Raw genomic sequence first — 22141 nt, 5'->3', positions numbered from 1 at the left:
CATGGAAGTCTTTCTGGTCCTCTTGGGCCAGCGGCTGCGGCGGGACCGCTGGCAGCTCCTAAGCTGGGTGGTGGCCATCGGGGCCTTCGCCCTGTTTGCAGCGGCCGCCGTCACACAGACGTACGGCAGTGTGGTGAGCCGCACCGAGATCCTGCAGGTGGCCATCGCCACTCCCGCCATCCTGATGCTGCGCGGCCTACCCCGCGGTGCGGACCAGGGGGCGTTCACGTTCTTCCTGATCTACGCGTTCCTGGCCCTGCTGACCGGGCTGATGAGCACGTTCCTGGCGGTGCGCCACACGCGTGCCGATGAGGAAACCGGCACTGCCGAACTGGTCGCCGCCACGCCTGCCGGCCGCCTGCTGCCCAACATCGCCACCCTGCTGCACGGCATCACGGCGAACATCCTCGTGGCACTGGCGGTGTTCGCAGGGTTCGCCTCCCAGGGCCTGGACGCGCAAGGTTCCCTGACCGCCGGAGCCGCAACGGGCGCCGTCGGGCTCGCCTTCCTTGCCCTGGGCCTGCTGGTGGCCCAGTTCATGCCGACGTCCCGCGGCGCGAACGGCGTGTCCGCCGCACTGGTTGTCCTGGCCTACGTCCTGCGTGGGATCGGCGATGCCACGGGGACCCCCGGTGCCGACGGGACCACCATGACGGAAGGGTCCGCCAGCTGGTTCTCACCCATTGGCTGGGGCCAGCAGACGTACGCTTTCTCGGGAAACCGCACCTGGCCGCTGGTGCTGCCGGTGGGCCTCGCCGTCGCCTGCTTTGCAGTCGCCTGGCTGATCCTCCGCACGCGGGACAGCGGGGCAAGCGTGTGGGGAACACGGCCGGGACGCGCCGCAGCCCGGCCCGGGCTGCGGAGCCCGGTGGCCCTGGCGCTGCGGCTGCAGTCCGGATCGATTATCGGCTGGGGACTCAGCGGCTTGGCCCTGGGCCTGCTGGCGGGCTCGCTCGGAAAGGCGATTGCCGCCGTCGATACCCCTGATACCAACATCACCGCCATGCTGCGGGCCATGCTCCAGTCCCAGGGCACCTCGCTCACCCAGCTCATGGTCTCGGTGCTCTTCTCGATGGCCGGGGTCCTGGCGGCGGCGTGTGCGCTCCAGGCCGTGATCAGGCTGCGGCAGGAGGAAGCGGCCGGGACGGCCGAACTGCTGCTGTCCGCTCCCGTGGGCCGGGTCCGGTGGCTGGCCGGTTACCTGCTGCTGGGGGCGGCGGCCGTGGTATTGGTGGTGGGCCTGGCAGGTGTGGGGGCCTGGGCAACATTGACCGGCTCCGGCGATACCTCGATGCCCGCCGATGCCCTCTGGCAAACCGCCCTGGCCCAGCTGCCGGCGGCCCTGATCTACCTTTCCGTTCCAGCGCTGGTGTTCGTCCTGTGGCCGGCAGCGACCATCGCCGCCAGCTGGGCGCTGCTGGCCCTGGGCGTGGTGCTCGGCATCCTGGGCGCCATGTTGGGGATTGATCAGGCCCTGCGTGACCTGTCGCCATTCGCCCACACCCCGGTTCCTCACGGCGACACCACGGACTGGAGCGGCGCATGGTGGATGCTCTTGATCGCCGCGGTTGCAGCCGTGCTGGCGGTCTCGGTAATGCGGCGGCGGGAGGTGGGTTCGGCGTGAGCACTGACATGGGCGTGGCTCATGCGCAAACCCCGGAACTGACGGTCGCGGCTGCCGAAAGGACCGCGGCCGCCTTCGCCGCGGCCGGGTTCCCCAAGATGCCGGCGCGGACCTTGTTGGCGCTGGTTTCCTCGGAACAGGGAAGCCTCACCGCCGCAGAGCTCTCGGAGCGGCTGGGCGCCAGTGCCGCAGCGGTCTCGGGGGCGGTGCGGTACCTGCAGACCGTGGGCTTCGTCCACCGGATCTCGCAGCCCGGCAGCCGCCGGGACCTCTACGCCCTCCATACCGATGAGTGGTACGTGGCGTCGATGCGGAACAGCACCGTTTACGAGAAGCTGGCAGCACTCACCGATGCCACGGCGGAAACCCTCCCGGAGGGATCTGCCGCGCGGGCGCGGGTAGCGGAGATGGCCCGGTTCTACCGGTTCCTCAACTCGCGGATGCCCGCGCTGCTGGATGACTGGGAGCGCGAGCGGGAGGCCCACCCGTGACCATCATTGACAACGCCGTCTACGTAAACGGACTCCGCACCGAGGACCCCGAAGACCTTGATGAAACCTACTTTCTCCTGCGGCAGCGACAGGGGATGGCATGGATCGGCCTGTACCGGCCGGACGCGGAGGAACTGCAGTCCGTCGGCGAGGAATTCGACCTCAACCAGCTCGCCATCGAGGACGCGCTCTCCGGCCACCAGCGGGCCAAGCTGGAGCATTACGGCGGCTGCCTGTTCCTGGTGCTCCGGCCGGCGCGGTACCGGGACGACGTGGAAAAGGTGGACTTCGGCGAGATCCACGTTTTTGTCGGTGACGAGTACGTGGTGACCGTCAGGCACGCCGAGTCCCCGGACCTGGCAAAGGTGCGCCGCCGCATGGAGTCCATGCCGGAGTTCCTTGCCCTGGGCCCCGACGCCGTGCTGTACGGCATCCTGGACCAGGTGGTGGACGAGTATGAGCCTGTGGCTGCCGGCTTGGAGAACGATATCGACGAAATTGAGGATGACCTCTTTGGCGCCGACCCGGAGGTTTCGCGGAGGATCTACGAGCTCTCCCGGCAGGTAATCATCTTCCAGCGCGCCACCAGCCCGTTGGCCGGAATCCTTCGCCAACTCATGGCGGGGACCCCTGAGCGGCCGCCGGGGGAAGTCCTGCAGGACCATCTGCGCGACGTCCTGGATCACGTGCTGCGGCTCAACGAGCGGGTGGCTTCCTTCCGGGCCCTGCTTCAGAACGCCCTCGCGGTCAACGCAGCCCTGGTGGCCCAGCGGCAAAACGATGAAATGCAGCGCATGACCGAGTCCAGCCTGGAACAGAACGAGCAGGTCAAGCGCATCTCGTCCTGGGCCGCCATCCTGTTCGCGCCCACCCTGGTGGCCTCTATCTACGGCATGAACTTCACCAACATGCCCGAGCTGGCGTGGACGTACGGCTACCCCTACGCGCTGGGCCTGATGGTGGCCATGGGCCTGGTCCTCTACCTCGCGTTCAAGCACAACAAGTGGATCTGAGCGCCTCCACGCGACCGCTGCTCCCAGCTTCATGCCCTACCATTGCCTCTGAATCCTAAGCCTGCTTAGCAGTTGGGCGGCTTAGCGGTCGATGGTGAGTGGAGAAAACTGTATGAGCAAGGCTCAAACGAGCGGACGGCCCCAGGTTGAAGACACGGCAGCTGGCGCTCGGCAAAAGTCCTTGCTGCGCCGCTTTGGGGCGCTGCTGGGCCCGGGCCTGGTCACAGGTGCCGCGGACGATGACCCCTCAGGGATTGCCACGTATGCAAAAGCCGGTGCCACCTTTTCCAACGGCATGCTGTGGACCGCGCCGGTCACGCTGCCCATGATGATGGCCGTGCAGGAGATCTGCGACCGCACCGCACTGGCCACCGGGGAAAGCCTGGGCTGGCTGGCCCGCCGCAAGTTCTCCCGCCGTCCCCGGGTGGTGATCGGCATCCTGATCGTTGCCCTGCTGGTGGGCAACATCCTCAACGCCGCCGCGGACCTGATGGCGATCGGGCAGGGCATGCAGATGCTCGGTGCGGGCCCGGACCACCTGTGGAGCGCGCTTGCGGGCTTAGGCATTGCCGTCGCGCTCATGAGCGGATCGTTTGCCGTCATTGCGAAGGTCTTCAAGTGGTTGTGCCTTACGCTGCTGGCGTACGTTGCGGTCCTGTTCGTTGCCAATGTCGACTGGCCGGACGTGTTGGAAGGCATGCTGGGAATGAAGTTCAGCTTCGCCCCCGAATACCTCGGCCTGATCGTCGCCGTGCTGGGCACCACCATCTCGCCCTACCTGTTCTTCTGGCAGAGTGCGCACAGGGTCCAGGAATTGCGCGCCGAGGAGCACGGCGGTGACGAGGCGGTGGGACTGAAGGACCGTCCGGACGCGGCTGCCGCCGCCCACACCCTCCGGAAGGCCCGCGCCGACGTGTTCATTGGCATGGTCTTCTCCGTCCTGGTGATGTTCTCAATCATGGCGGCCACGGCGGCAACCCTGGGCAAGGACGGCACGGACGTGAACACCGCGGCCGATGTTGCCAAGGCCCTGGAGCCCGTGGTGGGGCCGGCCGCCACGTTCCTGTTTGCCGCCGGATTCATCGGCACCGGCATCCTGGGGGTCCCAGTACTCGCCGCGTCCGGTGCAGCGGGACTCACCGGCCTGCTCGGCAAGGACTGGGGCCTGGACCTGAGCCCGCGGCGTGCCCCGTTGTTCTACACGCTGCTGGGGGTCGGAATCATTGCCGGCGTCCTCATCAGCTTTTTCTCCGCCGACCCCATCGGGCTCCTGGTTTTCAGCGCCACCGTCAACGGCATTGCGGCCGCCCCGTTCCTGGTGGTCACCATGCTCATCTCCCGGGACAAAGCCATCATGGGCAACTACGCCAACGGCCGGCTCGCCGCCACGCTCGGCTGGTTCACTGCCGCCGTCATGGTCGTGGCCGGAGGCATCGGCGTCTGGACCACCCTTACCGGAGCCTGACGGGGAGTTGCCCCTGCCCGCGTACAGTAAACCGCATGCCCCTCCCCGGTCTCCCGCCAGCCCCCGCCGCCCTCCCCGAAAAAGTTCCTCCGCTGGAAGAACTGCTGGCGGGTGCCCATGTGGTGAGCCTGCCCATGCGGGTGAAGTTCCGTGGCATTATGCAGCGCGAATCGCTCCTGCTCCGGGGTCCCGTGGGCTGGGGCGAGTTCTGCGCCTTCCCTGAGTACGGCGACGCCGAGGCGTCCCGCTGGCTGGCCGCCGCGATCGAGGCCGGGTGGGAGGGCTTCCCCCCTGCGCTGCGGCATAGCATTCCCGTCAACGCCACCGTGCCCGCCGTTTCCGCGGACCGGGTGCCGGACGTCCTGGCCCGGTTCGGCCGGGTGGACGCAGTCAAGGTCAAGGTGGCGGAGCAGGGGCAGACATTGGACGACGACGTCGCCCGGCTTCACGCCGTCCGCGCCGCCTTGCCGGATGCCGCCGTCCGAGTGGACGCCAACGGAGGGTGGGATGTGCCCGGCGCCGTGGAGGCGCTGACCCGGCTGGCGCCCGTGGGGCTGGAATACGCCGAGCAGCCGGTGCCGTCCATCGAGGGCCTGGCCGAGGTCCGGTCGCGGCTGGGGGACGCGGGGACTCCTGTGCTCATCGCGGCAGATGAAAGCGTGCGGAAGGAAACCGACCCCCTCCGCGTGGCCCGCGCCGGCGCCGCGGACCTGATCGTGGTCAAGGTGGCACCGCTCGGGGGAGTACGCCGCGCCCTGGACATCGTGGCACAGGCCGGGCTTCCCGCCGTCGTCAGCTCCGCTCTGGACACCTCCGTGGGCATCCGCGCGGGGCTGGCGCTCGCCGCCGCCCTGCCGGAGCTGCCCTACGCCTGCGGCCTGGGGACGGTGTCCCTGTTCGAATCGGACGTCACCCTGGATCCCTTGGTGGCCGACGACGGCGCCATCCGCCTCCGCGACGTGGCCGCCGACGCGGAGCTGCTTGAGCGGTTTGCGGCTTCCGCGGAACGCCGGGACTGGTGGCTGGATCGGCTCCGCCGGGTCCACGCCCTCCTCGCCCCATCGATTGCTCCGTAACTGCCGTTTAGAGCGGCCTAAACGGCAGTTACTCAGCAATCGATGGCGGGATTGGCAACGTTCCTGCAGGTCACGGGCGGTTCACCATGAGTTCATCCAATTGATGGCTTCCGGTAGGAACCGGCTGGAAGGGTGATCGGGCACCCCAGAGAGATTCCTTGGAAGGTTCCCCATGTCTGAAATTGCCCGCAAGTTCACCCTGTTGCCCATGCTCGGCCACACCAAGGGCAAGCGCAGCCCGGTCACATGCGCACTCAAGTGCGACAACGCCTGCGCCGGGGACGTCTGCAACACCAGCTCCAACAGCTACTTCCGCGATATCGCTTCCGCCACCCTGTCCCGCCGCGCCGCCCTGGGCATGGGCGCCGCCGGAGCACTCGCCGTCGTCCTTAACTCCGTGGTGGGCTCCGCTGAGCCTGCCTCCGCTGCCGGCCTGTCCCAGGCCGCCAAGGAAGGCTTTGGCAAGTCCAAGCTGCAGTTCACCGCCATCAAGCCCGTGGACAAGGCAGTCGACGCGTTCACCGTGCCCGAAGGTTTCACATGGCAGCCCATCATCCGCTGGGGTGACCCGCTGTTCAACGATTCCCCGGCGTTCGACCTGAACAACCAGACCGCGGCGGCGCAGGCCCGCCAGTTCGGTTACAACAACGACTACACGGACATCGTGGAAATCCCGGGCAGCAAGGGCCGCCGCGCGGTGCTGTTCACCAACCACGAATACACCAACGAAAGCATCATGGTCCCCGCGGGCTACGACCCCAAGGAAACCCGCGCCATTGGCCGCGCCGCCCATGGCCTGGCCGTAGTGGAGCTGGAGCGCAAGAACACCACCAAGCCTTGGAGCTACGTCAAGGGTGCACCGCTGAACCGCCGCTACCTCTCCGACACCACCTACGAACTGACCGGCCCCGTTGCCGGCTCGGCACTGGTCAAGACCGTGGCAGATCCCTCCGGCCGCGCCATCAAGGGCACGTTCGGCAACTGCTCCGGCGGCACCACCCCCTGGGGCACCATCCTTTCCGGCGAGGAAAACTTCAACGGCTACTTCGTGGCGGGCGGCACCTCCGCCGGCGACAAGCGCTACGGCCTCACCGCCAAGCCGACCGCGCGCCAGTGGGAACTGGACGACCCCCGCTTCGACACCCGCAACCCCGGCTACGAGAACGAGTCCAACCGCTTCGGCTGGATCGTGGAAGTCGACCCCTTCGACCCCACCTCCACCCCCAAGAAGCGCTCCGCCATGGGCCGGTTCAAGCACGAGGGCGCCAACGTGATCGTGGCCGAGTCCGGCCACGTGGTGGCCTACATGGGTGACGACGAGAAGTTCGACTACCTCTACAAGTTCGTCTCGGCGGATAAGTACCGTGAGGGGGACCGCCGGCACAACATGAACCTGCTGACCGAAGGCGACCTGTACGTTGCCAAGTTCACCGGCAACTCAGCCGCCGCGGAGATCACCGGCACCGGTGCACTGCCCTCCGACGGCGCGTTCGACGGCACCGGCGAATGGCTGCCCCTGGTGGTGGGCGGCAAGTCCGCCGTCCCGGGCATGTCCGTCGAGGAGGTCCTGGTGTATACCCGCCTGGCCGCGGACAAGGTTGGCCCCACCAAGATGGACCGCTGCGAGGACGTCCAGCCCAGCCTGCACACCGGCAAGGTCTACGTGGTCTGCACCAACAACTCGGACCGCGGCACCGGCACCAAGGAAGGCGCCACGGAGGTCAACCCGCGCACCCAGAACCGCGACGGCCATATCGTCGAAATCACCGAAACCGGCGACCAGAGGTCCACCAGGTTCAACTGGACCCTCCTGATGGTCTGCGGCGATCCCGCGCAGGGTGACGTCACCTACTTCTCCGGCTACCCGGTGGACAAGGTCTCGCCCATCTCCTGCCCGGACAACGTGGCCTTCGACTCCGTGGGCAACCTCTGGATCTCCACCGACGGCGCGCCCTCCGGCATCGGCTACAACGACGGCCTGTTCAAGGTCACCCTCGACGGCGCAGAGCGCGGCAAGGTGGAGCAGTTCCTCTCCGTCCCCCGCGACGCCGAGACCTGCGGCCCGGTCATCCACGACGACGAGCGGATGGTCTTCGTCTCCGTGCAGCACCCGGGTGAGGACGGCACCTTCGAGGCGCCCAACTCCTTCTTCCCGGACTACGTCCCGGCAGGTACGACGCCGGCCCCCGGCCAGGTGCGCGCGCCCCGTCCCGCGGTGGTCCAGGTTTTCCGCGGCTAGGTGTACTGAGTCAGGACGTTGGTTACATCGTGAATAGGTGAAGACCTCTTAGGTTGGTGGTTACCACACACAGCCAACGACTAAGAGGTCTTCATGTCCCACCGTAATGCCCGGCTGACTCCGAACGGTAGACGGATCATCATCGAGCGTATCCTTGCCGGCCGTCCCGTCGCCCACGTTGCCAAGGAGATGGGTATCTCCAGGACCTGCGCGCACCGTTGGATCAGCAGGTACCGGGCCCACGGCTGGGCCGGCCTCGAGGACCGCAGCTCCCGCCCAAGGTCGTGCCCGAACGCAACCTCAGCGGAAGTCGTTGCGGATGTTCTGACCCAGCGCGTCGAGCACCGCGAGGGACCTGCGGACCTGGCCTTGCGCTGCGGCACGAGCGCCCGGACGGTCTCCCGGATCCTGGCCCGCGCGGGCATGCCCAGACTGTGGGACCTGGACCCGGTGACCGGGGTACGGATTCGGGCATCCCGGGCGACCGACCGCCGCTACGAACGCGACGCTCCCGGGGACATGATCCACATCGACGTCAAGAAACTGGGCCGAATCCCGGATGGCGGGGGCTGGCGGGCAGACCCGAATCAGTCTGCCCGCAATCATTCAACAGGCCACTCAAGGGTCGGTTTTGACTACGTCCACGTGGTCGTGGATGACCACTCCCGCTTCGCCTACGCCGAGGTCCTGCCCGATGAGAAAGGCGCGACCTACGCAGGATTCCTTACCCGGGCCGCGGCAGCCATGGCAGCCCACGGCGCACCCGTCAAAAGGGTCATGACCGATAATGCCTTCGCCTACCGGCTCTCGAAAGATTTCCAGGACGCACTGACTGCGCTGGGCGCCAAACACATCCTGATCAAACCCCGCCATCCCTGGCAGAACGGCAAAGCAGAACGCTTCAACCGCACCCTCCAGGAAGGCTGGGCCTACCGTCAACCCTTCACCTCAAACCAGGCCCGCACAGACGCTCTGCAGCCTTGGCTAGACTTCTACAACAACCACCGGCCCCACGGCAGCCTCGGAGGCAACCCACCGATCAGCAGGTGCAACCAACCTACTGACTGAGTACAGCTAGGCCCTTTCGTTGCTCTATCACTTATGGTCCCCAAAACCCCGGTTTAGGGACCATAAGTGATAGGGCATCCGAGGAGTGGGCGGGCGTTTGGGGGTGGCAGACTGGTTGGGTGACTTCGTTCAACGAACCCGCGCCCGACTCCGCCTCCACAGAGGCCCGCACCGACCTCCCTGCTTCCACCGACGCGGCAGGTGCCGTCCGCTCCAGTGACGCGCCTGAGCTGGACACACAGGAGTTGAGCGCGCTGTCTGCGGCGCGGATCGCCGTCGAGGTTTTGCTCGACGGCGGGGTGCGGCACGCGGTGGTGTCGCCGGGTTCGCGGTCGGCACCCATGGCGTACGCCCTGGCCGAGGCATCGGCGGCCGGCCGGGTGGAGCTGCTGGTCCGGATCGACGAGCGGTCCGCCGGATTCACGGCGCTGGGCTTGGCCCTGTCCACCGGCTCGCCCGCCGCCGTCCTCACCACGTCCGGAACCGCCGTCGGAAACCTGATGCCGGCCGTGATGGAGGCCAACCATGCCGCCGTCCCGCTGATCGTCCTGTCCGCCGACCGTCCCGAAGAGTTGCGCGGGACCGGCGCCAACCAGACCACCGTGCAGCCGGACCTGTTCGGGGAGCAGGTCCGGTTCGCCGCCGACGTCCCCGCAGGAAGCAGCCCGCAGCGGGCCATAGAAACCGGGCTGTCCGCGGCTACCGGCGCCTTCCCGGACCTGCCCCCGGGACCGGTCCAGCTCAACCTCGCCTTCCGCGACCCTCTGGTTCCTGCTGCTGGCGAGGGGCTGCCTCAGGCTGTGGAGCGGCAGCGCTACCGGGTGGGCACCGAGCCGCTGGTCATGAACCTTCCGCCGGCACCGGAATCCATGCCTGAGCGTCGCACGGTGGTGCTGGCGGGCCATGACGCCGGCCCGGTGGCTGAAGCGTTCGCCCGCGCCCACAACCTGCCGCTGCTGGCCGAGCCGTCTTCAAACTCCCGGTTCGGACCCAATGCGGTGGGCCCCTACCGGCTGCTGCTGGAGCACTTCGGGCCGGGTTCGGCACAGCCGATTGAGCGCGTGGTGTTGTTCGGCAGGCCCACTCTTTCCCGCCCGGTGGCTGCGCTCCTGGCCCGCCCCGACGTCGAGTCAGCCCTGTACCAGCCGGTTCCGGTCGCCTGGTATGAGCCAGGGCGCCGCACCGAGCTGCCCTTGGAGAACCTCGCAGACCTTGCCGATTTCGCCGGCCGCGGGGCGTCCGCCTGGCTGGACACGTGGCTGCTGGCCGGCTCGGCCGCGCAGCACGCGCTGGACCAGGTGCTCTCCGCCGAGGCCGCTGCTACCGGTCCTTCCGTCGCCGCGCTGGTGTGGAAAAATGCCCGGGGGGAGCTGCTGCTCGGTTCATCCAACGGCATCCGCGACGTGGACCTTGCCGGGCTGCCTGCCCCGGACCCCGCCGCCACCGTGTATGCGAACCGGGGCCTGGCGGGCATCGACGGAACCATCTCAACGGCCACTGGCATCGCGATCGGGGGCCGGCAGGAAACCACAGTCCTGCTGGGGGACGTGACCTTCCTGCATGACGCCGGCGGCCTCCTCCTTGGCGCGGGGGAGGAACAGCCGGACCTGCGGATCGTGGTCCTGAACGACTCCGGCGGCGCCATCTTCGGCCTGCTCGAACACGGGGGAGTGGAGGAAGGCGGCCGCTACGGTGACGCCGTCGAACGCCTCTTCGGCACCCCGCACTCCGTGGACATCGCGGCACTCGCCGCAGCGTACGGCGTCGGACATTCAATGGTAAGTACGACGGCGGGACTTGCCGAAGCGCTCGACCGGCCTGTGCAGGGGCGCAGCATTGTGGAGGTCCGGGCGGACCGGCGGTCGCTCCGGCAGCTCCACGCCCGAATCAAGGAAGCCGTGGCCGCGGCCGTCGAGGGAGTGCTCTCCGGGCAGTAGGGTTTCGACGCGGAAATCCGCCCATGACGCGCAAATGCCCTGCCGCTCCCGAAATTCGGGTAGCGACAGGGCATTTGCGCGTCGGAGGCGTGAAACTCAGAGCACGCGGCTGAGGAACTCCTTGGTGCGGGCATGCTGCGGGTTGGCGATGATTTCGCGGGGATCGCCCGATTCCACCACCACGCCTCCGTCCATGAACGTCAGCGTGTCACCCACCTCGCGGGCGAAGCCGATCTCGTGGGTGACCACGATCATGGTCATGCCCGACTTGGCCAGGTCCTTCATCACGTTCAGGACGTCGCCCACCAGCTCCGGGTCTAGCGCCGAGGTGGGCTCGTCGAAAAGCATGAGCTCCGGCTCCATGGCCAGGGCCCGGGCGATGGCGACGCGCTGCTGCTGGCCGCCGGAGAGCTGGGAGGGGTAGTGGCCGGCGCGGTCGCCTAGCCCCACCCGGTCCAGCAGCTCAAGGGCACGCTTCTGCGCTTCAGCCTTCGACTGGCCCTTCACGTGGACCGGCGCTTCCATGACGTTATGGAGCGCGGTCTTGTGCGGGAACAGGTTGAACCGCTGGAACACCATGCCGATTTCGCGGCGCTGGGCGGCGATTTCCTTGGTTTTCAGGTCGTGGAGCTTGCCGTTGACCTCGCGGTAGCCGATCAGCTGGCCACCAACGGAGATCCGCCCGGCACTGATGCTCTCCAGGAGGTTCACGCAGCGCAGCATGGTGGACTTGCCCGAACCAGAGGGACCGATCACCACTGACACTTCGCCCTGGTTGACGGTCATGTCGATGCCCCGGAGCACGTGGTGGTGCCCGTAGTACTTGTGCAGGCCTTCGATCTTGACCAGCGGCTTTTCTGCTGTGATCGTCATCGTGCACTCTCCTCGGGGAAGTCCGTCTTCATTGAGTGGTGCGCATCAGCGCCGGCGCCGGCTGCTTTGGCTGCGGCCGGATTGACCGCTGCCGGGGCCAGGTTGTCCACACCCTTGCCGTAGTACGCCTCGATGAAGTGCTGGCCCACCATCAGGATGCTGGTAATCACCAAGTACCAGATGGCGGCAACGATCAGCAGCGGAACCGGCAGATAGGTTCGGTTCGCCAGGGCATTGGTGGCGAACGTCAGGTCCAGCGTGAATGGAACCGCGAGTACCAGCGACGTGGTCTTCAGCATGCCGATGGTTTCGTTGCCCGTGGGAGGAACGATGATCCGCATGGCCTGCGGCAGGATGATCCGCCACATGATCTTGCCCTTGGACATGCCCAGCGCCTCGGCGGCTTCCTGCTGGCCCTTGTCCACGGACTTAAGGCCGGCGCGGAAGATTTCCGCCAGGTAAGCGGACTCGTTGAGGCCTAGGCCGAGGATTGCAGCGACGGTCGCGTTGACCACACTCGCCGTATCAAGGCTGAAGAGCTCGGGTCCGAACGGGACACCTGCGCTGATCTTTGGATAAAGAACTGCGATCAGGCCCCAAAAGACCAGTTGGGTGTACACGGGTGTGCCGCGGAAGAACCACACCCAGACCCAGCTGGACCACCTGAAGATCGGGTTGTCGGACTGCCGCATGAACGCCAGCAGAATGGCCAGGACGATCGCGAGCACCATGGAGGCAACCGTCAGCAAGAGGGTCCAGCCAACGCCTTGGACAACCTTCACGTCAAGGATGTAGGTGCCCACAATGTCCCAACGGAAGTTGGGGTTGGTGAACAGGCTCTGCAGGAATACCGCAACGAAAGCGAGGATGATGACCGCGCTGATCCATCGGCCGGGATGGCGAACCGGTACTGACTTGTTCAGTACCGGTTCATCCCGGTGTTGATGGTGTTCCATGTGCACGCCTGACTTGTCGTCGGTAACGCGAAAACTCAAGACTTAACCGCCGGGTTGACCTCGGACTTGGTGATGGCGCCCTCGGCGTTGCCCCAGCCTTCGAGGATCTTCTTGTAGGAGCCGTCTTCCATCAGCTTGGTGACGGTCTTCTGGATGACCTCGGCCCAGGCGGTGTCGGACTTGGCCACCGCGATGCCCTGCGGAGCGGAATCGTAGACGTCGCCCAGCTTCTCCAGCTGGCCGTTGGTCTGGGTCAGGGCGTAGCCGATGATGGGGGAGTCCGCGGCCATGGCGTCGATGCTGCCGTTGACCAGGCGGGTGGTGACATCCGTCTGGTTCTTCAGGGTGACGATGTCGATGGGCTTCTTGCCGTCGGCCACGCACTTCTTGTTGCGGTCGGCCAGATCCGGGTCTTCCTGGACGGTGCCGGTCTGGACGCCGATGGACTTGCCGCAGACATCATCGAGGGAGAACTTGTTCGGGTTGCCCTTCTTCACGGCCCATGCGGTGCCGGCGTTGAAGTAGCTGACCATGTTCACTGCGCCCAGTCGCTCCGGGTTGATGGTGAAGGAAGAGATGCCCAGGTCGTACTTGGGGCCGAGGGCCGGGAGGATGCCGGTGAACTCCGCGGTCTGCACCTGGACCTTGAGGCCCAGGGTGGCACCGATGGCCTTGGCGATGTCCACGTCGTAGCCAACCGGAGTCTGACCGTCCGGACCCAGGAATTCGGCGGGGGCGTAGCTGGTGTCGGAGCCGACCGTGATGGTGCCCTTGGACTTGATGGAGTCCGGGACCATGGCGGCGAGGGCATCGTCCTTCTTGACCGTGGTGGGATCAAAGCTGGCGCTGGCGCTGGCGTTGCCTGAAGAGGTGGCCGCGCTGGAGGGACCCGTTTCCGAGGCGTTCGTGCATGCTGAGAGGGCCAGGGCGCTGATGGCGATCATAGTGGCAGCGGTCAGCTTGGAGGTGCCCAGGAGGGTACGGGGAGTCTGCATTTCTTACCTTTTGTTGCAGGGGCTATGAGGTACTAACGCGGCTTATAGTGTAACGCTCAACAAGAGAGGTATTGGATAACTGTAGCGGGGGCAAAATCAAGCCTTCCAGAGCGGGAGCAGTCTGTCATTCCAGACTCCTTACCCAACTGGGTAGCAGTTAATGTCGTTTAGGTGGCTGAAAACGACATTAACTGCGACCTAGTTGGGGGCGCGAAACGTCAGCTGCTGATGCCCAGCGACTCCAGCATCGGCCGGAACTTGGCCCACGTTTCCGCCAGTTCGGCCTCTGGTTGTGAACCGTCAACAATGCCGCAGCCGGCATACAGCCGTACCGTCTCAGGGGACTCGATGACCGCGCCCCGCAGGGCGATGCCCCATTCGCCGTTTCCGGCCGCATCAAGCCAGCCCACCGGTCCCGCATACGGGCCACGGTCCAGGTGCTCAAGCTTGCGGATCAGTTCACCCGCAACCAAGGTGGGGGTTCCGCACACGGCGGCCGTTGGGTGCAGGGCGTTGATCAGGGCCAGGCACGTGGGGACGTGCCCCTCCACCTCGGTCAGTTCCGCCTTGACGTCGGAGGCCAGGTGCCACACGTTGGGCAGCTCCAGGATGAACGGCTCGTCGTGGGCATTCATGGCCTCGGAGAAGGGTGCCAGCTGCCTGGTGAGGGACTGGATGGCGATCTCGTGCTCGTGCCGTTGCTTGTCGGAACCCGCGAGCACCCGCGTCGCGTAGTCCATCGGGGAGCCGTCCTCGCCGTGCGCGTCCCGGCGGTCAAGGGTGCCGGCCAGCACTCGGGCCTGGGCGGTGCGCCCTTCAACCTGGATCAGCATCTCCGGCGTTGCGCCCACCAGTCCGTCCACGCCGTAGGTCCAGCATTCGCGGTACCTCGCGGCGAGCTCGCGCAGCACGTCTGCGGCATGTACGCCGGACGGAATAGTTGCCACCACATCCCGTGCAAGCACCAGTTTCTCGAGCGCGCCGGTTCGGATTTCCTCAACCCCGGCGGCCACGGCATCCATCCACGCTTCCTCGCTGAGCGAGCCCGTGTGCAGTGTTGCGCCGGCGGCCAGGGGGAGGGGGCGTACGACGGCGCCGCCCGCCGTACCGGGCATGTCACCAACTGAAGCGTCCCCGGGGGAGTCCGCTGCCGCCGTCGTGCCTTCTTCGACCGGGGAGCCGAGGGAACCACTGCTGAGCCAACGGTCCAGCGCGGCGAGGGCCGTCTCTTCGGTGAGCGGGCCGCCGTCGAACGCCAGTTGGGTGAGCCAGGCCTGGTTGTCCCGCACGCCCACCACAATTTCCGGCACGATCAGCCGGGACTCGTGGGCGGAAGTCTTGGAAAAAGCAAAGGAGCCGAAAGCCACGGGACCGGTTCCCGGCAACTCCACGGAATCCGTGACGTCTGCCTCAAGGACCAGGTGCCGCCACCAGATGTCCGCCTCCAGGAAGCGGTCGGGGCCCGTGGCGGTGAAGCGCGCTATCTCGCCGAAGCCCGCCAGGCCGGCTTCGCGGCGGGTCCAGCACAGGACGTCGTCCCGGACCAAAAACGAAGGCAGCCCCCCGGGGAACGCTTTGCCATCCAGGGGGACTGTCAAGGTGCGGAACGTGCTCGTCATGATGAGACAACACTACTCCCGCGTAGAGTCCCCCCTTCCCGGCGCCCCGCTGGAACCGGGCGTGCAGCAGGGCTGGTCAGGACCGTCGGGAACATTTGAGACAATGTCATGGTGAACCGAGCATCCTTGGATAAGCGTCCGGACGAAGTAGCCACGATGTTTGACGACGTCGCACCGAAATACGACGTCGTCAACGATGTCCTCTCCATGGGACAGACCCGCCGCTGGCGGAAGATCGTGGTGGATGCCATGGAAGTCTCCAAGGGCCAGCGGGTCCTGGACCTCGCGGCTGGCACCGGTACTTCCAGCGAGCCATATGCCGACGCCGGCATAGACGTGGTGGCCTGCGACTTCTCGCTTGGAATGCTCAAGGTGGGCAAGCGCCGCCGCCCGGATATCGACTTCGTGGCCGGTGACGCCACCAACCTGCCGTTCGCCGACAACACCTTTGACGCCACCACCATCTCCTTCGGCCTGCGCAATGTGAACGAGCCCAAGAAGGCGCTGCAGGAGATGCTGCGCGTCACCAAGCCGGGCGGCCGCCTGGTGATCGCCGAGTTCTCGCAGCCGGTGGTTCCGCTGTGGCGCACCATGTACACCGAATACCTGATGCGGGCCCTGCCGGCCATCGCCACCAAGGTTGCCTCCAACCCGGATGCATACGTGTACCTCGCCGAATCCATCCGGGCCTGGCCGGACCAGGACCACCTGGCCGCCTGGCTGCAGGAGAGCGGCTGGGAGAACGTCACCTACCGCAACCTCACGGGTGGCATCGTTGCCGTCCACCGGGCATTCAAGCCTGCCGATTCCTCGCCTGAGGGCTCTGCCGCCGCCATCGCCGCGCACAAGGGCCCGGTGGCCAAGCTGCGCCGCAACATCGTCCGCTGACCTGTGAAGGTATTGATTGTCGGCGCGGGTCCGGCCGGATCCACTGCCGCGTACTACCTCGCCAAGGCCGGCCTGGACGTTACGGTCCTGGAAAAGACTGCGTTTCCGCGTGAGAAGGTCTGCGGTGACGGTCTGACGCCCCGCGCCGTCCGCGAGATCCAGAAGCTCGGCCTGCCCCACCCGGAAGGTGAGGGCTGGCGGCGCAACAAGGGCCTGCGCCTGATCGCCGGCGGCCGCACCATCGAGCTGCCCTGGCCCGAGGTCTCCGACTTCCCGCAGTACGGCCTCATCCGCACCCGGCTGGGCTTCGACGAGGAACTGGCCCGCCACGCTGAGTCGGCCGGTGCCACCATCCTTGAGCGGCACAGTGTCACCGATGCCCTTAAGAACGACGCCGGCCGCGTCACCGGAGTCCGCGCAGCGCTCCTTGACGAGGCCGGGCGCAAGACGGGGGAGACGCGCGAGTTTAGCGCCGACGTCGTCCTAGCCGCCGACGGAAACTCCACCCGCACATCGGTGTCCCTGGGGATCCAAAAGCGTGACGACCGCCCGCTCGGCGTCGCCGTCCGCACCTACTTCACCTCCCCGCGCACCGACGACGACTGGATGGAAGGCTGGCTGGAGCTTCCCGGCCGCGACGGCAAGCTGCTGCCCGGCTACGGCTGGGTGTTTGGCGTGGGCGACGGCACCTCCAACGTGGGCCTGGGCATCCTGAACTCCTCCAAGGATTTCGGCAAGCTGGACTACAAGCAGGTCCTGCGCGAATGGACCGCCGGAATGCCGCAGGAGTGGGGCTTCACCCGGGAGAACCAGGTGGGCGAGATCCGCGGCGCCGCGCTGCCCATGGGCTTCAACCGCACCCCGCACTACTCGCCCGGCCTGTTGCTTCTGGGTGACGCCGGCGGCATGGTGTCCCCGTTCAACGGCGAGGGCATCTCCTACGCCATGGAGTCCGCGCGGTTTGCGGCGGAGTTCATCATCGACGCTTCCTCGCGCTCGGCTGCTTCAGGCGGGACGTACGACGCCGATGCGCACCTTTCGCGGTATGCGGACTACGTGCGGGACCAGTGGGGCTCGCACTTCACGCTTGGGCGGGCCTTCGCCGCGCTCATCGGCAAGCCCGCCGTCATGAAGCTTGCGCTGCGCACCGGCATGCCGATTCCGGTGCTGATGCGGTTCGTGGTCCGGCTTCTTGCCAACCTCACGGACCCCTCCGCGAAGGGCTTCGAGGACCGGGTGATCCGCGTCCTGGAATCGCTGGTTCCGGCCACAAGTAATACATCCACTGTCCCGCCAGCTTCGAACCAGCGGTATCCGCAACAAAAAGTTAGGGTTAACCCGTGACCAAATCCGCAGACCAGAGCTGGACGCACGCCGGGCACGGCCTGCCGGACTCCGAACCCAGCCTCAACACCACCGCGATCGCCACCGGACTCCAGCTGCCGGCAGGCTTTGCGGCTATTGCGGGGGACCCCGAACTGGGCCCGGCCATCACCACCAACCTGGCCAAGGTGGAGAAAAAACTCCGCGAAGCCATCGCCAACTCGGACCCCCTTGCTGACGCAACGTCGCGCCACCTGGTGGAGGCCGGCGGCAAGCGGATCCGCCCCCTACTGACCCTGCTCTGTGCCCACCTCGGGGACGCATCCCTGCCCGCCGTGGTGCAGTCCGCCGTCGTGGTTGAACTGACGCACCTGGCAACCCTGTACCACGACGATGTCATGGACTCCGCCCCGTTCCGGCGTGGTGCCCCCACGGCCCACGAGGTGTGGGGCAACTCCGTGGCCGTCCTGACCGGTGACCTGATCTTTGCCCGGGCATCCATCCTGGTGTCTGAACTGGGCGGCCGCGCGCTGGGCATCCAGGCCCGCACCTTCGAGCGGCTCTGCCTCGGCCAGCTGCACGAAACCGTCGGTCCGCGGCCGGACGAGGACCCCATCGAGCATTACCTCTCAGTGATCGCGGACAAGACCGGTTCCCTGGTCGCCGCCTCCGGCCAGTTCGGCGCGATCTTCTCCGGCGCTGACGAGGCCTATGAAAACGTCCTGGTGGAGTACGGCGAGAAGGTGGGCGTGGCCTTCCAGCTGGCTGACGATGTCATTGACGTCACCGGGGTCAAAGTGAAGTCCGGCAAGTCCCCGGGAACGGATCTGCGCGAAGGGGTTCCCACGCTGCCCGTGCTGCTCCTGCGCAAGGCTGCCGCTGATGGCGACCAGTCCGCCGTCGACCTTTTGAAACTGATTGACGGCGACCTGTCCTCCGACGAGGCCCTGGCTGCCGCTGTCGCCGGGCTGCGCGAACACCCCGTGACCGCCGAGTCATGGGTGGTGGCGCGCCAGTGGGCCAGCGAAGCCATCGCCGCCCTGTCTCCGCTGCCGGAGGGCGTGGTCAAGGAGTCCTTGTCCAACTTCGCCTTGGCCGTGGTGGACCGCGCCAGCTGATTCCCGTTCGTTAGGAGCCCGGAACCTCTGGTGATTCGCTGGAGGGGCCGGGCTTCTTCGCTTTAACGGGACAGCCCCGGCCCTCAGCAGCCGAAGCTGCTGTGAACCGGGGCTATCTCTCCGTTCGCATCAGACCCGCCGGAGGCGTTTAGCGGATCCGTGAATAGCTTATGACAGCTTTGTCATAACGCGCAAGTCCCTCTTTACGTGATCTGTCACGGCCTTTTCCTGCTTGCTCTGACGGTCGTGGGGCACATTGACGGCCTGAGCCGCGAATGGGGCGAGATGGTACGGCGGGTTCGTGTCGAAGTGCCCCTCGACGGTGGGTTGTCCACATGACAAAGCCCGGGGCTGACGCTTGCTCACGGCCAGCGCCATCGTTGAGCTGTGGAGATTGAGGATTTTCTGCGTGACAGGGGAGGCGTTGCCAGAACTGCGAGCATCAGCAAGGCTGGTATTCGCCGAACCCTTCTGGACAAGGCTTTGAAGGCGGGGCGCATCGTCCGGATTCGGCGGGGTGTTTACGCTCTGGCTGACGAAGGAGGAGCGCTCGGCTTCGCGTTGAAGCACAATGCACACCTGACATGTCTTTCAGCTGCCCCTCTTTACCAGCTGTGGACTTTGCAGAAGCCCAGCGTGGTCCACGTCAGCCCGGGCCACAAGAGGGCGGTGCCGGGAACGCTCGCCCACGGCAGGATCCTTCATCCAGTGCACCCCTGGCTTCCAGCGGCTGGTCTGGCAGACGTCCTGATCCACACCTTGCGCTGCCTTCCGATGTTGGAAGCCCTGGTGATGGTGCAGTGTGCTGCGCAGCGAGGGGACATAACAGTCGACTTCCTGCGCTGCAAACTGCCCGGCAACCGCAATGCCCGCGCCAGGGCCGTCCTGGACTACGTCATTCCGCGTGCGGACTCAGTCCTGGAGGTACTGGCCAGCTACCACCTCCACGCGGCTGGGCTCAATGTCCGCAGGCATGTGGAACTCGATGGTGTTGGCGAGGTGGACTTCCTGGTTGAGGACTGCCTTGTGGTGGAGACGGACGGCCAGACCCATCTGGAGCCGAAGCAAGTTAGGAAGGATCGGGCCCGCAACAACGCCACGGTGATTGGCGGCCGGCTTTGCCTCAGGTTCAGCTATGCCGACGTCGTCCATCACCCAGAGCAGATGATGGCCCAGGTGCTTGCGGTACTTGAGCAAAGTAGGCGGGGAGCCTTCAGCGCGAGGTGAGTGCCGCCGTCGTGGGGCACTTTGGACGCCGCACCTGGGACTACGGGCTTAAGTTACGGCGTGTCTGTGTCAATGTGCCCCACGAGCGAAGGGCGCTCGGGAAGGAGGGGCCTACTCTTCCTCTTCGTCCTCGAAGGCCCACTCGAACATGTCGAAGACAAACTCGGAGAAGGTCCCTTCCTCGGACTTCCACTGGCCGCGGGCGTTGTTGCGGCGGTAGACAATGGGGTCCGGCACGCTGAGGTCGCCTACGCGGAAGCCCCAGGTGTACTCCTCGTCCTCGTCCTCAAGGAACATCAGGAAGCCCTCGTCATCAACTTCGAGCTCGTCGGGGTCCCAGAAGTAGTGGTACGCCTCCATCAGGTCCTCGCAGCCGCCCAGGGCGAGGTAGAACTCGCGCAGGACCAGGGGAATCTGGAACTGGTGCTCGGCAAGCTGGGAGTCGAGTTCCCCGGGAGCCAGGCCGTCCTCTTCCTGCCATTCATCCTCGAGATACTTCGGAACAAGCGCTTTGAACTTCTCGAGGAACATGTCAGTCATGCTCATATCCTAGCCAATATAGAGCACCCCAGAATGCCAGCGGCAACGGCCCTCACAGCCCCGAATCTGTGGCCCGCCGGTGCCACCCGCGCACGGCGAGGGGTGCCTGCCAGGACCGCCGCCAGGCCAGGACCCGGAAGGTGAACACCAGCGCCGCGATACCGGCAGCGGTCAGCACGTTGAATACGCCAAGGACCCACAGCACCGCCGTCAACGAGGAACCGAGGAATGCCGGCAGCGCGTAGATGTCCTTCGGGTTGAAGAGCTCCGGCACCTCATTGGCCGTGATGTCCCGGAGCAAACCGCCGCCCACCGCCGTCGTAACCCCCAACAGCACTGAAGCCACGGGATTCAACCCAGTGGCCAGCGCCTTAACCGTGCCGGTCATGCAGAACAGGGCCAGGCCGGCGGCGTCGAACAGGATCAGCAGCGACGTGTACCGCTGCACGCTGGAGAACAGGAAGAACACCAGCACGGTGGCCAGCAGCGGCGGCGCCAGATAGGCCGGGTTGGTGAAGGCCGCCGGGACGATGGCCAGGATGATGTCGCGGATCACGCCGCCCCCGAGCCCCACCAAAGAGGCCAGCAGCAGGGACCCGACAATGTCGATCTGCTTCCGCGCAGCCAGCAGCGAGCCCGAGACGGCGAAGAAGAACACGCCCAGCAGATCCAGCCACACCGGGGAGTTGTCAAAGGCGAAGGTCATGGGGCGTCCTGGCATTTCAAAGAGGGCGGACAGGGCGGCTCCAACGTTACGCTAGCCCCTATGAACAGCCCCATCATGATCGCCTGCGCCCATGGGACGTCCAACGCACAGGGGGCCGCGGAGGTCAATGCCCTGCGCGCCGCCATCGCGGAACTGCGCCCCGGGCTTGATGTCCGCGAAGCGTACGTGGACGTCCAGCAGCCCGACCTCGTGGACGTGGTGGCGGGCCTGCCGGAGGGGGAGCCCGCCGTGGTGGTGCCGCTGTTGCTGAGCGTCGGGTACCACGTGAAAGTGGACATCGCCCGCGCCGTGAAGAGCCGTCCCGGCAGTGCCGCGGCAGCCCCGCTCGGGCCCGATCCCCGTCTCGCGCAGCTGCTGGACCAGCGCCTCCGCGAGGCCGGCACCACCGATAATGACGTCATCGTCCTGGCCGCGGCGGGCTCGTCCAACCCCAACGCCGCAGTGAGCGTCGAGGAGCTGCTGGGCCAGCTGCGGGCATTGAGGTCCAACCGGATGGTGGCCGCCTATGGTGCCTCCGCCCAGCCTTCCGTGCCCGACGCCGTCGCCATGCTGCGCGAGGAGCTCGCCGGAGGTGCCGGGGCGGGGGAGTCCGCAGGAGCGGTCGATGTCGGCGGCCGCGTCGTGATTGCCTCGTATCTGCTGGCGCCGGGCTTCTTCCACGACCAGCTGGCCAAGGCGGGGGCCGACGTTGTCACCGAACCCCTGCTGCCGTCTCCGACACTCGCCGAGATTGCGCTGGACAGGTACGACGCCGCCGTCGCGAAGATGAACGAAACCCCCGCGGAAGCTGCTCCGCCAGGTCCCGCGCCAGCCCCGGCGGAGGCGCCCGACGCGGGGTCCCAGGATGCACAGCAGGGTGGCTTGTTCAAGGCCGTCCGGCGTTTCGTGACGAAATATTTCCCTAGGTGACTTAGCGTTTCCGGGCCTTTGTGACGCTATTCGGCGTCGCCCTACAGTCGATG

At 66.4% G+C, this 22141-nt stretch carries 19 protein-coding genes and 1 pseudogene; 14 read left to right on the top strand and 6 right to left on the bottom strand.

Features of this window, described 5'->3' with window-relative positions; all coding sequences use genetic code 11:
* The first annotated feature begins 1 nt into the window (after nt 1).
* From LFT46_RS15230 to menD, 8 genes are all read left to right on the top strand, one after another.
* The gene (locus tag LFT46_RS15230; RefSeq protein ID WP_236820251.1) at nt 2-1624 is read left to right on the top strand and encodes an ABC transporter permease; all 1623 of its coding nucleotides are present in this window, start codon (nt 2-4) and stop codon (nt 1622-1624) included.
* Nucleotides 1621-2115: a GbsR/MarR family transcriptional regulator gene (locus LFT46_RS15225; protein WP_236820250.1), complete on the top strand. Its 495-nt coding sequence runs from the start codon at nt 1621-1623 to the stop codon at nt 2113-2115. The genes LFT46_RS15230 and LFT46_RS15225 overlap by 4 nt, the downstream gene beginning before the upstream one ends.
* Nucleotides 2112-3128, top strand: coding sequence for a magnesium and cobalt transport protein CorA (locus tag LFT46_RS15220; protein WP_236799232.1), 1017 nt, complete (start codon nt 2112-2114; stop codon nt 3126-3128). Before LFT46_RS15225 ends, LFT46_RS15220 begins: the two co-directional genes overlap by 4 nt.
* A gap of 112 nt (nt 3129-3240) precedes the next feature.
* The gene (locus LFT46_RS15215; protein ID WP_236820249.1) at nt 3241-4593 is read left to right on the top strand and encodes an Nramp family divalent metal transporter; all 1353 of its coding nucleotides are present in this window, start codon (nt 3241-3243) and stop codon (nt 4591-4593) included.
* 35 nt (nt 4594-4628) lie between these two features.
* Nucleotides 4629-5669 (top strand): o-succinylbenzoate synthase, encoded by a 1041-nt coding sequence (locus LFT46_RS15210; RefSeq protein ID WP_236820248.1) that lies wholly within the window; start codon nt 4629-4631, stop codon nt 5667-5669.
* A 172-nt stretch (nt 5670-5841) separates the two neighbouring features.
* The gene (locus tag LFT46_RS15205) at nt 5842-7908 is read left to right on the top strand and encodes a PhoX family protein (RefSeq protein WP_236820247.1); all 2067 of its coding nucleotides are present in this window, start codon (nt 5842-5844) and stop codon (nt 7906-7908) included.
* 93 nt (nt 7909-8001) lie between these two features.
* Nucleotides 8002-8976 (top strand): IS481 family transposase, encoded by a 975-nt coding sequence (locus LFT46_RS15200; RefSeq protein ID WP_236820246.1) that lies wholly within the window; start codon nt 8002-8004, stop codon nt 8974-8976.
* A 119-nt stretch (nt 8977-9095) separates the two neighbouring features.
* Nucleotides 9096-10913, top strand: a complete 1818-nt coding sequence (gene menD / locus LFT46_RS15195) for a 2-succinyl-5-enolpyruvyl-6-hydroxy-3-cyclohexene-1-carboxylic-acid synthase (RefSeq protein WP_442863651.1) — start codon at nt 9096-9098, stop codon at nt 10911-10913.
* A gap of 96 nt (nt 10914-11009) precedes the next feature.
* Here the strand turns inward: menD and LFT46_RS15190 are convergent, their stop codons facing one another.
* From LFT46_RS15190 to LFT46_RS15175, 4 genes are all read right to left on the bottom strand, one after another.
* Entirely contained in the window at nt 11010-11786 is a 777-nt protein-coding gene (locus LFT46_RS15190; RefSeq protein ID WP_336885528.1) for an amino acid ABC transporter ATP-binding protein, read from the bottom strand.
* On the bottom strand, nt 11783-12742 hold the full coding sequence (locus LFT46_RS15185; protein WP_236799228.1) for an amino acid ABC transporter permease: 960 nt from the start codon (nt 12740-12742) through the stop codon (nt 11783-11785). The genes LFT46_RS15190 and LFT46_RS15185 overlap by 4 nt, the downstream gene beginning before the upstream one ends.
* A 35-nt stretch (nt 12743-12777) precedes the next feature.
* Nucleotides 12778-13737: an ABC transporter substrate-binding protein gene (locus LFT46_RS15180; RefSeq protein WP_236799227.1), complete on the bottom strand. Its 960-nt coding sequence runs from the start codon at nt 13735-13737 to the stop codon at nt 12778-12780.
* Between the two features lie 218 nt (nt 13738-13955).
* Nucleotides 13956-15356: an isochorismate synthase gene (locus LFT46_RS15175; protein ID WP_236799226.1), complete on the bottom strand. Its 1401-nt coding sequence runs from the start codon at nt 15354-15356 to the stop codon at nt 13956-13958.
* 111 nt (nt 15357-15467) lie between these two features.
* Here LFT46_RS15175 and LFT46_RS15170 point away from each other — a divergent pair, with 111 nt between their 5' ends.
* From LFT46_RS15170 to LFT46_RS15150, 5 genes and pseudogenes are all read left to right on the top strand, one after another.
* Entirely contained in the window at nt 15468-16244 is a 777-nt protein-coding gene (locus LFT46_RS15170) for a demethylmenaquinone methyltransferase (protein WP_236820245.1), read from the top strand.
* A 3-nt stretch (nt 16245-16247) separates the two neighbouring features.
* Entirely contained in the window at nt 16248-17588 is a 1341-nt protein-coding gene (locus LFT46_RS15165; RefSeq protein WP_236820244.1) for a geranylgeranyl reductase family protein, read from the top strand.
* Nucleotides 17585-18685, top strand: coding sequence for a polyprenyl synthetase family protein (locus LFT46_RS15160; RefSeq protein ID WP_236799224.1), 1101 nt, complete (start codon nt 17585-17587; stop codon nt 18683-18685). Before LFT46_RS15165 ends, LFT46_RS15160 begins: the two co-directional genes overlap by 4 nt.
* Nucleotides 18686-19072: 387 nt before the next feature.
* Nucleotides 19073-19159, top strand: a pseudogene (locus LFT46_RS15155) (hypothetical protein); the annotation flags it as partial.
* A gap of 162 nt (nt 19160-19321) precedes the next feature.
* The gene (locus tag LFT46_RS15150) at nt 19322-19912 is read left to right on the top strand and encodes an endonuclease domain-containing protein (RefSeq protein WP_236822053.1); all 591 of its coding nucleotides are present in this window, start codon (nt 19322-19324) and stop codon (nt 19910-19912) included.
* A gap of 111 nt (nt 19913-20023) precedes the next feature.
* Here the strand turns inward: LFT46_RS15150 and LFT46_RS15145 are convergent, their stop codons facing one another.
* Nucleotides 20024-20452, bottom strand: coding sequence for a hypothetical protein (locus tag LFT46_RS15145; RefSeq protein ID WP_236799223.1), 429 nt, complete (start codon nt 20450-20452; stop codon nt 20024-20026).
* Nucleotides 20453-20504: 52 nt separating this feature from the next.
* On the bottom strand, nt 20505-21158 hold the full coding sequence (locus LFT46_RS15140) for a trimeric intracellular cation channel family protein (RefSeq protein ID WP_236820243.1): 654 nt from the start codon (nt 21156-21158) through the stop codon (nt 20505-20507).
* Between the two features lie 60 nt (nt 21159-21218).
* Between LFT46_RS15140 and LFT46_RS15135 the strand changes: the two genes are divergently transcribed.
* Nucleotides 21219-22088 (top strand): sirohydrochlorin chelatase, encoded by an 870-nt coding sequence (locus LFT46_RS15135; protein WP_236820242.1) that lies wholly within the window; start codon nt 21219-21221, stop codon nt 22086-22088.
* Nucleotides 22089-22141 lie beyond the last annotated feature (53 nt).

Source organism: Arthrobacter sp. FW306-07-I (assembly GCF_021800405.1).
Lineage (GTDB): Bacteria > Actinomycetota > Actinomycetes > Actinomycetales > Micrococcaceae > Arthrobacter.
The sequence above is the reverse complement of the archived record's forward strand: the minus strand, read 5'-3'. Positions and strand labels throughout refer to the sequence as shown.